Raw genomic sequence first — 13,434 nt, 5'->3', positions numbered from 1 at the left:
ATGGTTTAAGTCGCCGAGAGCAAGAATAACGAAGCCGAGAAAAAATAGGTATTACCCGCTTGTTTAGCCTGACCACATTGGCGGCCGTCGCGCTGGCCTATCTGTTGCTGCTGTTTGCCATCGCTTTCTGGGGTGACCGTTTGCCCGCAGCGCGAATCCGTCCACTGAAGCCGCTGCTGCTGGCGCTGGCCGGGACCTACACGAGTGCGTGGATGTTTTTCGGCACCCCGGCGCAGGCGGTCGAGGAGGGCTGGTTGCTGCCGCCGACCTTTGTTGGCGCCAGCCTGATGTTGATTGTCGGCGCGCCGTTGCTGACCCGCTTCGTGCGCCTGTGCAAGCAACAGGGCTCCACTTCCATTGCCGACTTTATCAGCGCCCAGTTCGGCGGCTCCCAGTGGCTGGCGGCAGCGGTCGCCGTGCTCGCACTGGTGGCGGTATTGCCTTATCTGGCGCTTCAGCTCCGTGCAGTGGCGGACAGTTTCCTTTTATTGGCCAGCAGCGGAGAAATCAGTTCCTCCCTGGTGACGGCGATCGTCAGTGTGACCCTGGGGCTGTTCGCGCTGTTATTCGGCACCCGGCATATCGATAGCAGTGTGCACCGCAACGGCATGTTGCTGGCGGTGGCCTTTGAGGCGCTGGTCAAGATCGGTGCCTTTGTCGCCGTGGCCTGGTTTGTTGTCGGTAGTGCCTTCGACGGCGGCGCCGATCTGGCGCGCGCTGCGCTCGCCAGTGAGCGGGTGGCACAGTTGCAAGAGGTGCGCCCTGCAGATACCGGCTATTTTGCCGTGGTGGTGCTGGGCATGGCCGCCATGTTCTGCCTGCCGCGACAGTTCCATATCCTGATGATCGAGAGCGACAGCGAACGGGATATAGGGCCGGTGCGGAAACTGATTCCTCTGTACCTGGGTATCCTGTCGGTGGCGATTCTGGTGGTGGGCTACGGCGGTCTGCTGTGGCTGCCGGAGAGCTACGACAATCCTGAGCGCTTCGTGCTCGGTATCCCGCTGCAAAGCGGCTCGGAGTGGCTGTCCCTGCTCGCCTTTATCGGTGGCCTGTCGGCCGGTTCCAGCATGGTGATTATCGCCACCATCGCACTGTCGACGATGATCGCCAATACGATGGTGGTGCCCTGGTGGCTGCGGCGCATGCAGATGCGTCCCGCCAGCGGTGCGCTGGGATCCGATCTGCGTCGCGTGCGCCGCGGCATTATCGGGCTGATTATGCTGGCGGCCTTCACGGTCAATGAAACGATCGGCCCCGGCGTGCGCCTTGGCACTTTCGGCCTTTTGTCGCTGGCGCTGGTGGCGCAGCTGGCACCCGCGATGATTGCCGCAGTCTGCTGGCCGAGAAACTGGCTGCGTCTGCGCTCGCTCGGGGTTATCGCAGGGCTCGCCGGCGGTGCTTTGGTCTGGGCCTTGTCGGCCCTGCCAGCTGCAGTGGGTGAAGTGGACCTGATTGCACAGTGGCTGGGCCTGCAGTGGAGCTCCCTGTCAATCAGCTGTGTGTTTGGTCTGGGGTTGAACTGTGCCGCGCTGCTGCTGGTGTCGAAATGGATGGATATTCGCCACCCGCACCGGCGCGGCGCCGACGATGCCCCGGTTAACCGCGCGCAGCTACGTGAACTGCTGGCGCGCTTCGTCGGCAGTGATGCGGCCGCGCGCACTTTTGCCGGCCTAGAGGAGGAGTCTGGCAAGGACTACCGCGAGGCGGTGGAGAAAATCCTGGCCGGTATTGTCGGTTCCACCAGCGCGCGCCGCCTGGTGCGGCACTATCACAGCGCGGAGGCCAGTGCCCAGAACCTGGAGCAGGCCTCGGCTATCTACCAGTTCGGGCGCGGCCTGCTGCAGAGTAGCATCGATAATATCGACCAGGGCATTTCGGTGGTTGATGCCAACCTCAACCTGGTAGCCTGGAATCGCCGCTATGTGGAGCTGTTCCACTACCCGGCGGCGATGATCTATGTCGGTCGGCCGGTCGCCGAGCTGGTGCGCTATAACGCCAGCCGCGGCGAGTGCGGACCGGGTGCGGTAGAGATGCATGTGCAGAAACGAGTCGAGCACCTGAAAGCCGGCACCGCCTATCGGGTTCAGCGCCACCGCACCGACGGCACCGTCCTGGAAATCCGCGGTAATCCACTACCCGGCGGCGGCTTCGTGACGACCTATACCGACGTTTCGGATTACCAGCGGGCCCTGGCTGAGCTGACCGAGGTCAAAGATTCTCTCGAACAGAAAGTGACGGCGCGCACCGCACAGCTGCAAGCACTGAACAGTGAGTTGCACGCGGCCAGTGTCGGCAAGACCCGCTTCCTCGCCGCGGCCAGTCACGACCTGGTGCAACCGCTGAATGCCAGCCGTTTGTTCCTCGACGCCCTCACCGCCCGAGAGCTGGACGACGACAGTCGTAGTCTGCTGGGTCGCGCCGACAATGCGCTGGCCGCGGCCGAGCAGCTGATAACCGACATGCTGCAGATTGCCCGCATGGACGCCGGTGATGTCCATCCCAATATCCGCCCCACGGAACTCGACAAGGTGCTTGCCGAAGTCGTCGACCAGGCACGCCCAGCGGCCGACGCCCGCAGGATCCAGCTGCGCTATCGCCGCAGCGGCCTGTGGGTTTTGAGCGATGAAAAGATGCTGCGCCGGGTGGTGCAGAACCTGCTCGACAACGCGATCAAATACACGCGCAAGGGCGGTGTCCTGATCGGTGCGCGCAACAAGAGCGGCGCGGTCTCGCTGCAAATCTGGGACACCGGCTGTGGTATCGATGTCTCCCAGCAGCAGAATATTTTCCGCGAGTTCTGCCGACTCGATCTGCCCGAAAGCGTCACCGACCGGCAACACGGTTACGGGCTCGGCCTCGCCACCGTCGAGCGTCTGTGTCGCCTGCTGGAGTCGCCCATCGAGCTGGATTCAACACCGGGGCGCGGCAGCGTTTTCCGTGTACGGCTGCCGCGCGCAGCGAAAGTGGAGCGCCCGGCACTGGCACCGGCGAAGCTGGCGTCGCCACAGGCGCCGCTGAACTTGCAGGTGGTCTGCGTGGACAACGAGCCCGCCATTCTCGAGGCGATGCAGGCGCTGCTCAGTAGCTGGGGGTGCAGTATCGAATGCGCGCGCGGGCGCGGCGAGGCTTTGCAGTTGGAGAAACCGGATCTGCTGCTGATGGACTTCCACCTCGGTGACAGTATCGACGGTATCGGCCTGGCGCGGCAGCTGATGGACCACTGGGGTACCGCGCTGCCTTGTGTGATTATCTCCGCGGAAAACACCGATCTGGTCAAGAACCGCGCCCAGCGCGAAGGCTGGCAGTTCCTGCAGAAGCCCCTGCGCCCCGCCGCCCTGCGGGCACTGCTGCAGGCGCGGCAGAAACAGCTGCAGCCGGCGCCTGCGACCAAGGTCGTATAGCCGCGCCGGGATGGCCGGCGCACCCTGTCGATATCGCGATGACGAAGATGTGAAAATAATGAAAAAATATCTGCTCGAAATACTGATGTTCAGCGCCTACGCGCTGTTTGCCGCCTCCTGGGTGTCGGGTGCCCTGCTGACGCCGGCAATTCAGGCCTCTTTCGGTGAGGCCGGGTTGGCGAATGCGACCTGGGGTAGCAACGTGATTACGCTGGCAAAAATCGTCGGCAATCTGGGTGCAGCGGTGCTACTGATGCGCCTCGGCGCCAAGCGCGCCTTCACACTGGCCATGCTGTTGATCGCCGCTGGCGGCTTTGGTGCACTGGCGGGAGACTACAGCACCTGGCTGCTGTCGCGACTGGCGCTGGGGCTCGGCGGTGCACTGGCAATCGTCTACTTCAACCCGGTGGTGCTGCATTACTTTTCCGCACAGGATCGCCCGCTGATCAACGGCGTCAATGCGGCCGCCTTCAACAGCGGCAACCTGCTCGCCTTGCTGTCCACTGGCGCGCTGGCGGCCTGGCTCGGCAGCTGGCAGTCGGTAGTGGCGCTGTACGGTGTGATGGTGGCGGCGCTGGCCATATTGTGGTGGCTGTCCGCGGAGAACTTCCCGCTGTCCGGCGGGCCGGAAAAGCCCGAAGAAAAGTACGGCCTACGCCACGGTATCCGCGAGGGATTCAACTGGTGGTTGCCGCTGGCTTACTGTGGCGTGCTCTTCTGCTATATCGCCGTATTCGCCCTCTTCCCGCTGATCGACGGTTTTGCCGTGGCCAGCAGCCATCTCTCCGCGGTGATGATCGCGGCCGGCATGGTCGGTACCGTGGCCGGTATCCTGGTGACCAAACGCTATCCGCTGCGCCTGCCGGTGCTGCGCTACGCGGGTCTGGCACTGGTGATCTTTGCCGCGCTGATGCTGGTCAGTCGTAACGCGACCATCGCCTACAGCGCAGCGGCGCTGGCGGGCTTCTTTATGTTCCTGCCGATGACCGCGCTGGTGACCTTGCCGCAGGAGTTGCCGGGTATGACACCGGCGCGCATCACCGTTACCTTCGCGATGTTCTGGTCGATTTCCTACGGTGTGGAAACCGTACTGATGTACGGCGCGGGTCTGCTGGCAGATGTGAGCGGTGAGCCGGCCTACGCCGCCTATCTCGCCGTGGCCTGTTCCGCGTCGCTGTTTGTGTTTTCTTTCCTGCTGCCCGAGAGCGGCAAACAACCTGTAAGTGTTAAAGCGGAAAACGGAGCCGAGAATGCGACAGCTTGAGCCGAAACTTGCCGAGTGGCTGCAGGGCGTCAATGCACAAATGGCGCAACTGAAGGCGGCGGGATTTGAGCCGACGCCGATCAGTGCACGGGAGAGCCTGGCGAACCTGACTCGTGTCTTTGTCGAGCCGGGACCGGAGATGGCCGTTTGCGAAACCATGGTGCCTGGCAAGCGCTATGCCGTACCGGTCCGTGTCTACTCCCCCGAGCAGGTCGAAGCGGCTCCGTCGATTATCTATTGTCACGGTGGCGGTCATATGGCCGGTAGCGTCAGCGTCTATGACCCGATCTGCCGTCGCATTGCCGAACAATGTGCCCGCACCGTGATTTCGGTCGACTATCGGCTCGCGCCTGAAAATCCCTACCCCGCCGGGCTGGAGGATCTGCTCAGTGTCGTGCGCGGGCTGGGTGCAGTGCTCGACAGAAAGCGGATCGCCCACGACGATCGCTGGCTGCTGATGGGCGATTCCGGCGGTGGCGCGCTGTGCGCCAGCGCCAGCCGGCTACTGCAACACGAGCGCCACGCCATTGCCGCCCAGGTGCTGGTCTACCCGAGCCTCGACTACACGATGCAGCAGCCGTCCATCGATGAAAACGGCAGCGGCTATCTGCTGGAGAAGGAAAAGATCGGCTGGTATTTCGATAATTATTTCGCGGGCGCCGAGAACCGCCGCGATGCCTCGCCACTGCACGGTGAGTTCACCGCTAATTTGCCGCAGACCCTACTGATAACCGCGGAGTTTTGTGCTTTGCGGGATGAGGGGCTGGCATATCTGGAAAGATTGCGCGGGGCGGGGGTCAGTGCGGAGTCGCTGCATTTCGACGATATGATCCACGCATTTCTGAATCTGGAATCACTGGCGCCGCAGGCCTGTGAAAAATTCTATCGCCACGTGGCGGAGTTCGTGCGCGGTATCGAGTAACCCGATCCTATAGCTGCACCAGCGACTGCGCCTCGCGAATCAACTGTTTGCGATCGCGCAGTTCCAGCTTGCGCAGAATCGCGGTCACGTGGCTCTTTACCGTGGGTTCGGTAATTTCCAGCTCGTAGGCAATCTGCTTGTTCAGCAGGCCTTGGGCAATCATCTGAAAAATACGTAGCTGTTGCGGCGTCAGTCGTCCCAGGCGTTCGGCCAGTGCCGTCTCTTCGGCACTATTCAGCGCTTCGGCGCTGAACCATTGCTCCCCGGCCAATACCTGGTCAATGCATTGCAGTATTTCCCCGGGTAGCGCGGTCTTGGACAGAAAGCCGGCGGCGCCGAATCCGGCGGCCTGCTGCACCACTGAATTTTTATCGCTGCCGGATACCACTATGACCGGTACTGCAGGGAAATCGTTGCGGATCTTCGCCAGACCATTGAAGCCCTCGCTACCGGGCATGTTGAGATCCAGCAGCAGCAGATCGATGGTGGAGTTTTGCAGCTGTTCCAGGGTCGACTGCAAGTCTTCGCTTTGGTGCAGCTCGCAATCGGGAAGGTGTCGCGACAGGGTCGTCGCCAGGGCATCGCGATAGAGGGGATGATCGTCGGCGATCAGCAGTCGGTAATTCACGTCACACCCTGGAAAAATTATTGTGCGGGTGCGGAAATCTTACTGCGCGGTCCAGCCCCCGTCCACCGGCAGCGACGCCCCGGTAATGGTGCTGGCGAACTCGCCGCAGAGATAGAGTACCAGCTCGCCAATGGCCTCCGGTTTCGTCGCCTGTGCCAGCGGCTGTTTGGCACCGATCAGCTGCGCACGCGCCGCTTCGATATCGATACTCTGTTCACGCGCAATGGATTCTATCTGCGGCTGGATCAGCGGGGTTTCCACCCAACCGGGGCAGATGGCGTTGGCGGTGATGCCCCGGTCGGCATTTTCCAGCGCCACCACCTTGGTGAGGCCGATCAGGCCGTGCTTGGCGGCGCAGTAGGCGGCCTTCTGCTGCGAGGCCACCAGGCCGTGCACCGAGGATATATTGACGATGCGGCCCCAGTTGGCCGCGCGCATACCCGGTAGCAACTCGCGGCTCAGGAAAAATGCGGCACTCAGATTGATCGCCAGAATGTTGTGCCAGTGTTCGGCGGCGAACCCGTGGGCGTCTGCGGTGTGCTGCACACCGGCATTGTTGACCAGGATTCCCGGGTTGCCGAGCGCTTCGCGGGTGTCCGCCACCAGCTGTGCGCAGCCCGCTTCGGAAGCGATATCCGCGTTGCTGAAACCGCAGTCGACTCGGTATTCAGCGCGAAATTGCCGCTGCAGATCCTCGCCCTGCTCGACGCTGGCCAAGCCGTGCAGCATGACCGGGTGACCGGCACGGGCCATGCTATTGGCGATAGCGAGGCCGATGCCACTGGTGGAACCGGTGATTAGGACTGGTTGTTGCTGTTCCCGCTGCACTGAAAGACCCCCGCGGCTGTTATCTACTCTGCTCGATGTGGTCTGATGACCAGATCATTGGCAGAGCTGCCTTATACATTTTTCGAGCATGCTAGCAGCGGCCGGGGTGCTGGTCTGTATGACCAAGGTATGAGACAGCAAGACGGAAGAAACACAAGGCCGTGTTTCAGCGGCGCCGCCCCGGGCCCGCGGGTCTGTGTCCACGAAAATCTGTACCGTGTCGGAGGCGGCCGCGATATGAGCGTTCTATGTTTCCCGCGCGTCTACGCTGGTGAGCCCGACGGCCGTCCCGCGTGCGGTAACGTTGTTGCAGGCGGTGCTCTGTACCGGTGCTATATCCCCGCTGCTTGTGCCGCGTGCTGTGCGCACCGCGATCGCCGCGAATATCACGCCGTTCGTTGATGCGGTAGATGCCGCGTCCGAAATCGCCATGGGCGCGGTGACGGAAACTGTTGCCGCGGTGGTGCTTACGGTACGGCTTGCCCACCAGATTGGCGTGGCGCCTTTTCTGATGCGGACGATAGCGATAGTAGTTGTAGGGGCGATGGCGGTAGTACCGGTACGGGCGATAGAACTGATACGGCCGGTAATATTGGTAGGGCCGATAGTCACCTGAGCGGCCGTAATAGATAGCGCGCGGATAATCGCGGTAGCGATGATAGTAGGCCGTGTACGGCAGACTCGTTGCACCGGACGGATAACCATAGGTGTCTGAGTAGCGCTCGGTTGTGCCGCGGGAGTAAGCAGTGCCACTGGACGGGTAAGTGTAGGGCCGTGAATAGGCGTGCGCAGTATACGCAGAGCCGCCGGAATAATAGCCATCGGACGTGCAGGCGCCCAACAGCATGGCGAGACAAAGCATTAACGGGGTTGGCCCCCAATGGAAGTGACCGTTCATCGCGCCACCGCTGCAATTAGGTCAAAAATAAATTCCCCGCAGTGCGGGATCATGCCTGATCACATACTGCGGGGGATGCACGAATTGCATTAAGTGCGGGGTTCGCGCTCAGCTACTAGCGCCGGCCGCGGGCCGGCCGGTGAGCGCCACCTCTGTAACGGGCGCCAGCGCCGCCTCTGTAGCGCGGGGCCGGGCGATGGTATCCGCGTCCTCCGCGATAGTAATGGCGACCGTGGTAGCGGCCGGTGCCGTGATGGTAGCGGTGGTGCCGATAATAGGGGCGACCGTAATAGCGATAACGCGGGTGATAGCGATAACGGTAATAGCGGGGCGATGAGTAGTAGAAAGAAACACTACTCGATGGATAGACGTAAGGGCTCGCATACGGGTAAGTGGAATAGTAACCGCCGTAGCCGTAGTAGCCATCGGTTACGCAGGCACCCAGGGTCAGGGCGGTGCAAACCGTGACGGCGATGAGTCCGGTTCTAAGTGCTCTCTTCATAATGCAGTCTCCGGTAGTGGGAAGCTCCTTGGTTTGAGGCATTCCCTGCGGCACGTGCATGTCGCTCGCCTGTCTGGGAGATTTTTACCAGCGCCGACTCATAAGGGTCGGGGGCGCGGGGGCGGCGGGGCTGCTCGGTACGGCGACCGCTGGTAGTAGCGAATCGGACGGCGAAAGCCACCTCGCCAGTCGCTACTCCCGTGCCGAACATCGTGACAGACCCCGTCGGGGTGGCAGTGGTAGTCGCCGCCCCTGACGCTGGAGTGGGCGCCGCCGTAGCTGGTGGAAGAATTGCCGTAATAGCCGGTACCTGTACAGGCTGGCAGCGACAATATCGCCGCAGCTGCCAGCGCCCAGCCAGCACCGGAAAGCAGCAGCTTTCTGGGCAGCAGTTTCATCTAGACCTCCGCGCCTGATGGCGGATAAAACGTCTAATATTCAGCCTAGCACTGCTGGCGCAAATTTCCTCCCGGCGGCGCTTTTTATCGACAGAACGGTTGCGGGTACGGTCCGCCAGTGGCGTCGTAGCCCCCGCGGCTATTGGAGGGAGCGGAAAAAGAAAAGGCGCCGGTTTTAGCGGCGCCTTTTGTCGGACGAAAAGTCAGAGCGTGCTGGGTAGCAGTTGTGGATCGATAAATTGCAAATACACCGCGCTGGCCAGCAGTTGCTTGGCCTCTTCGATATCAGGGGCGAAATAGCGGTCCTTATCGTAGAAGCTCACGCGCTCGCGTAGCTCGCCTTTGGCCGCTTCCAGTTTTTCCGTGGTCTTCAGCGGTGCGCGGAAGTCCAGTCCCTGGCAGGCCGCCAACAGTTCCACCGCGAGAATACCGCAGGTGTTGTCGGCCATGTCGCGCAGGCGGCGGCCGGCGAAGGTGGCCATGGACACGTGGTCTTCCTGGTTGGCGGAGGTCGGCAGCGAGTCGACACAGGCCGGATGCGCGAGGGATTTGTTTTCGCTGGCCAGTGCCGCCGAGGTGACCTGGGCGATCATGAAGCCGGAATTGACTCCGCCATTCTCCACCAGGAACGGCGGCAGGCCGGACAGGTTGGTATCGATCAGCAGTGCCATGCGGCGCTCGGACAGTGCGCCGATTTCCGCCAGTGCCAGTGCCAGGTTGTCGGCGACCATCGCCACCGGTTCGGCATGGAAGTTGCCGCCGGAAATAATGTCGGAATTTTCCGGGTTTTCCTCGTCGGTAAATACCAGCGGATTGTCGGACACACCGTTCGCTTCGGCGAGCAGGACTTCCGCAGCGAAGCGGATTTGCTGCAGGCAGGCGCCCATTACCTGCGGCTGACAGCGCAGGGAATAAGGATCCTGCACCTTTTCACAGAACTGGTGCGATTCGCCGATCTCGCTGGCGTCGCCGAGCAGCTCGCGATACATCGCCGCCACCTGGCGCTGCGCATTCTGGCCGCGCGCGGCGTGGATGCGGTCGTCGAACGGGCGGCGCGAGCCCTTGGCCGCTTCCAGGGCCAGGGCCCCGGTTACCAGGCCGCCGGCGAACAAATCTTCCGCGGCAAACAGGCCGAGCAGCGCAAAGGCGGTGGAGGCCTGGGTGCCGTTCAGCAGTGCAAGGCCCTCTTTCGGTGCCAGTGTCAGCGGCTGCAGGCCGGCCTTTTTCAGGCCCTCGGCGGCGGGCTTGCGCTCGCCGCCGATAAACACCTCGCCCTCGCCGAGCAGTACCACGCTCATATGCGCCAGCGGCGCCAGGTCGCCGGAAGCGCCCACCGATCCCTTCTCCGGAATTGCCGGGAATACTTCGGCATTGACCAGTTTGATCAGCGCCTCGATCGTCTCGGCGCGCACCCCGGAAAAGCCGCGCGCGAGGGAGTTGATCTTCAGCACCATCAGCAGGCGTACCGTGGCTTCACTCATAAAGTTGCCGGTGCCGGCGGCGTGGGACAGCACGATGGCGCGCTGCAGCGCTTCCAGATCTTTCTTCTCGATGCGCGTGTTGGCCAGCAGGCCGAAGCCGGTGTTGATGCCGTAGACGGTGCGCCCTTCCGACAGCACCTGGGCAACGGTTTTGGCCGAGGCCTCGATGGCCGGATAGGCACTTTTCGCCAGTGACAGCTGCACCGGCTCGCGCGCCACGCGGCGCAGCTGCGCCAGGCTCAGCTGGCCGGGATCGATTTCCAGTTTGTACATAAGTTATTTCACCGAAAATTAATTTTTACTTTGTCGTCATACCGGCGCAGGCCGGTGTCCAGTTTCTTGCCAGGGTGCTCTCTGGCAGTGCAGCGCCTGGATCCCGGATCACGTCCGGGATGACGAGTTTCAATATCTCTGTCCCTAGAGGTTGGTTCACAGCGTAGCGAGCGGGTGGCTGGTGGCGGTCGCCGGAGCGGAGGCACCGGAATGTACAGAGCGTACATGAGGATGCCGACCGGGCTGGCGAGCCAGCACCGCCGAACGTCGCCAGGCGCCCGCGCAGTAGTTGTGAACCAGCCTCTAATCAGTCTTTCAGCATCGGCAGGTCCAGCCCCTGCTCCTTCGCGCAGCTTTTCGCGATGTCGTAACCCGCATCGGCGTGGCGCATGACGCCGGTGGCCGGGTCGTTCCACAGCACGCGCTCGATGCGCTTGCGTGCCGCTTCGGTACCGTCACAGACGATCACCACGCCGGAGTGCTGGCTGAAGCCCATGCCCACGCCGCCGCCGTGGTGCAGGGACACCCAGGTGGCACCGGAGGCGGTATTCAGCAGCGCGTTCAGCAGCGGCCAGTCGGACACGGCGTCACTGCCGTCCATCATCGCCTCCGTTTCGCGGTTGGGGCTGGCCACGGAGCCGGAGTCGAGGTGGTCGCGGCCGATCACTACCGGCGCTTCCAGCTCGCCGTTGGCAACCATCTCGTTGAACGCCAGCGCCAGGCGCGCGCGATCTTTCAGGCCGACCCAGCAGATACGCGCAGGCAGGCCCTGGAACTGAATGCGCTCGCGCGCCATGTCCAGCCAGTTGTGCAGCTGCGGGTTGTCCGGAATCAGCTCCTTCACCTTGGCATCGGTCTTGTAGATATCCTCCGGGTTGCCGGACAGCGCCGCCCAGCGGAAGGGGCCGATGCCCTCACAGAACAGCGGGCGGATATAGGCGGGCACGAAGCCGGGGAAATCGAAGGCGTTCTGTACCCCTTCCTCGAACGCCATCTGGCGGATGTTGTTGCCGTAGTCCAGGGTAGCGGCGCCGCGCTTCTGCAGTTCCAGCATCGCCTCGACCTGGATGGCCATGGATTTTTTCGCTTCCTTGACCACCAGCGCCGGGTCTTTCTTGCGCATCTCGGCGGCCTGATCCAGGGTCCAGCCTTTTGGCAGATAGCCGTTCAGCGGATCGTGGGCGGAAGTCTGGTCGGTAACCGAGTCGGGCAGGATATTGCGCTCGACGATTTCCGGGAAAATATCCGCGCAGTTGCCGAGCAGGCCTACTGACACCGCTTCGCCGTTCGCCTTGGCGTCTTCGATGATTTGCAGCGCTTCGTCGAGGCTGGTGGCTTTCTTGTCCACATAGCCGGTGCGCAGGCGGAAATCGATGCGGGTCTCGTCGCACTCCACGGCGATCATGGAGAAGCCGGCCATGGTGGCGGCGAGGGGCTGGGCGCCGCCCATACCGCCCAGGCCACCGGTCAGAATCCACTTGCCATTGGCTTCGCCGTCGAAGTGCTGGCGGGCTACCGCGGCAAAGGTCTCGTAGGTACCCTGCACGATGCCCTGGGAGCCGATGTAGATCCACGAGCCGGCGGTCATCTGGCCGTACATGGCCAGGCCCTTCTTATCCAGCTCGTTGAAGTGCTCCCAGGTGGCCCAGTGCGGTACCAGGTTGGAGTTGGCGAGCAGCACGCGCGGCGCGTCGGCGTGGGTCTTGAATACGCCCACCGGTTTGCCGGACTGCACCAGCAGGGTTTCGTCGTCCTCGAGGCGCTTCAGCACTTCGACGATCTTGTCGAAGCACTCCCAGTCGCGCGCAGCGCGGCCAATACCGCCGTAGACAACCAGGTCTTCCGGGCGCTCGGCCACATCCGGATCCAGGTTGTTCATCAGCATGCGCAGCGGCGCTTCGGTCAGCCAGCTCTTTGCATTCAGTTCGGTACCGCGCGGTGCGGTGATTTTGCGGCTCGGATCGTGGCGTTTGTCGGTCATGATTACCTCGCAGAATATTATTCAATGCGTTAATTGATTGTGGTGGCAGCGGATCTGGTCCACTGCCACTGCGAAAATTGTCAGAAGCGGAGCTGGGCGCCGAGACGATAGCGATTACCCGGGTGTACCAGTCGCGCAAAACTCACCGCACCGGCACTGCTCATGGTGCGCCGCCAGATCTGCAGACAGGCGCTGTGCGATTGGATATCCAATGCCGCGCTGATTGCAGGCTCTGCCGCAACCGCCTCGACAGTGGTGTCTGCTTCGGTCAACGGAGCCACCTGAGATAGATAGGCGTTGGGTGTTATCGCGCTGAAATCCTGCTGCAGGTAGTCGGGCGCCAGCGCCGGATTGGTGAAGCGCTCCTCCCACTGGATCGGCAGTTCGTTGTCGCAGTGCACTATGACCGAGTGGAAGACCCGGGCGCCTTCCGGCATGCCCAATGCGCGCGCCACGTCAGCCGTGGCTGCGCACTCCTGCAACAAGAGAATGCGATTGCTATAACTGTGGCCGCGGGCCGAGATCTCGTCGGCAATATTGCGCACTTCCAGCAGCGAGCCCGCCGGTACCGGCTCGGCGACGAAAGTGCCGAGACCCTGGGAGCGCATCAGCACGCCCTCGTCGGTCAGCTCGGTCAGGGCGCGGCGCGCGGTCATGCGGCTCACCTCGAATTCCCGCGCCAGATCGTTTTCCGACGGCACCCGAAAATGCACCGGCCACTGGCCGGATTCGATCTGCTGGCGGATATGGCGCTTGATCGCCGCATAGCGGGGCTCGCTTCCCTGGGCTGAGGGCTCATTACCGTGCGCTGATGGCGGTCTGGCCGTGTTGTTCTTGGGCTTGGGCATAAACTCG

10 protein-coding genes and 1 other RNA gene are annotated in these 13,434 nt (G+C 62.5%); 3 read left to right on the top strand and 8 right to left on the bottom strand.

What is annotated here, in order from left to right:
* Positions 1–59 precede the first annotated feature (59 nt).
* The 3 genes from BLW36_RS09325 to BLW36_RS09315 are packed head-to-tail and all read left to right on the top strand — an operon-like array spanning position 60 to position 5,590.
* Entirely contained in the window at positions 60–3,404 is a 3,345-nt protein-coding gene (locus tag BLW36_RS09325) for a hybrid sensor histidine kinase/response regulator (RefSeq protein WP_091387573.1), read from the top strand.
* A gap of 58 nt (positions 3,405–3,462) precedes the next feature.
* Positions 3,463–4,668: an MFS transporter gene (locus BLW36_RS09320; RefSeq protein ID WP_211567174.1), complete on the top strand. Its 1,206-nt coding sequence runs from the start codon at positions 3,463–3,465 to the stop codon at positions 4,666–4,668.
* Positions 4,655–5,590: an alpha/beta hydrolase gene (locus BLW36_RS09315; RefSeq protein ID WP_091387571.1), complete on the top strand. Its 936-nt coding sequence runs from the start codon at positions 4,655–4,657 to the stop codon at positions 5,588–5,590. The genes BLW36_RS09320 and BLW36_RS09315 overlap by 14 nt, the downstream gene beginning before the upstream one ends.
* Positions 5,591–5,597: 7 nt before the next feature.
* Here the strand turns inward: BLW36_RS09315 and BLW36_RS09310 are convergent, their stop codons facing one another.
* From BLW36_RS09310 to hutC, 8 genes are all read right to left on the bottom strand, one after another.
* Positions 5,598–6,218 carry a response regulator gene (locus BLW36_RS09310; RefSeq protein ID WP_091387568.1) on the bottom strand — a complete coding sequence of 207 codons (621 nt, stop codon included), beginning with the start codon at positions 6,216–6,218 and terminating at the stop codon, positions 5,598–5,600.
* Positions 6,219–6,257: 39 nt separating this feature from the next.
* Positions 6,258–7,046 carry a 3-hydroxybutyrate dehydrogenase gene (locus BLW36_RS09305; RefSeq protein ID WP_091387566.1) on the bottom strand — a complete coding sequence of 263 codons (789 nt, stop codon included), beginning with the start codon at positions 7,044–7,046 and terminating at the stop codon, positions 6,258–6,260.
* Between the two features lie 166 nt (positions 7,047–7,212).
* The gene (locus BLW36_RS17140; RefSeq protein WP_139304850.1) at positions 7,213–7,908 is read right to left on the bottom strand and encodes a hypothetical protein; all 696 of its coding nucleotides are present in this window, start codon (positions 7,906–7,908) and stop codon (positions 7,213–7,215) included.
* 151 nt (positions 7,909–8,059) lie between these two features.
* On the bottom strand, positions 8,060–8,446 hold the full coding sequence (locus BLW36_RS09295; RefSeq protein ID WP_139304849.1) for a hypothetical protein: 387 nt from the start codon (positions 8,444–8,446) through the stop codon (positions 8,060–8,062).
* Between the two features lie 601 nt (positions 8,447–9,047).
* The gene (gene hutH, locus BLW36_RS09290; RefSeq protein WP_091387559.1) at positions 9,048–10,598 is read right to left on the bottom strand and encodes a histidine ammonia-lyase; all 1,551 of its coding nucleotides are present in this window, start codon (positions 10,596–10,598) and stop codon (positions 9,048–9,050) included.
* 153 nt (positions 10,599–10,751) lie between these two features.
* Positions 10,752–10,825, bottom strand: a non-coding RNA gene (locus tag BLW36_RS09285) — sX9 sRNA.
* Between the two features lie 80 nt (positions 10,826–10,905).
* Entirely contained in the window at positions 10,906–12,579 is a 1,674-nt protein-coding gene (gene hutU / locus BLW36_RS09280) for a urocanate hydratase (protein WP_091387556.1), read from the bottom strand.
* Positions 12,580–12,659: 80 nt separating this feature from the next.
* Complete coding sequence (gene hutC / locus BLW36_RS09275) at positions 12,660–13,427, bottom strand: histidine utilization transcriptional repressor HutC (protein WP_091387554.1); 768 nt, start codon at positions 13,425–13,427, stop codon at positions 12,660–12,662.
* Positions 13,428–13,434: the final 7 nt, after the last annotated feature.

The organism is Microbulbifer marinus (assembly GCF_900107725.1).
Taxonomy (GTDB): Bacteria; Pseudomonadota; Gammaproteobacteria; order Pseudomonadales; family Cellvibrionaceae; genus Microbulbifer; species Microbulbifer marinus.
The sequence above is the reverse complement of the archived record's forward strand: the minus strand, read 5'-3'. Positions and strand labels throughout refer to the sequence as shown.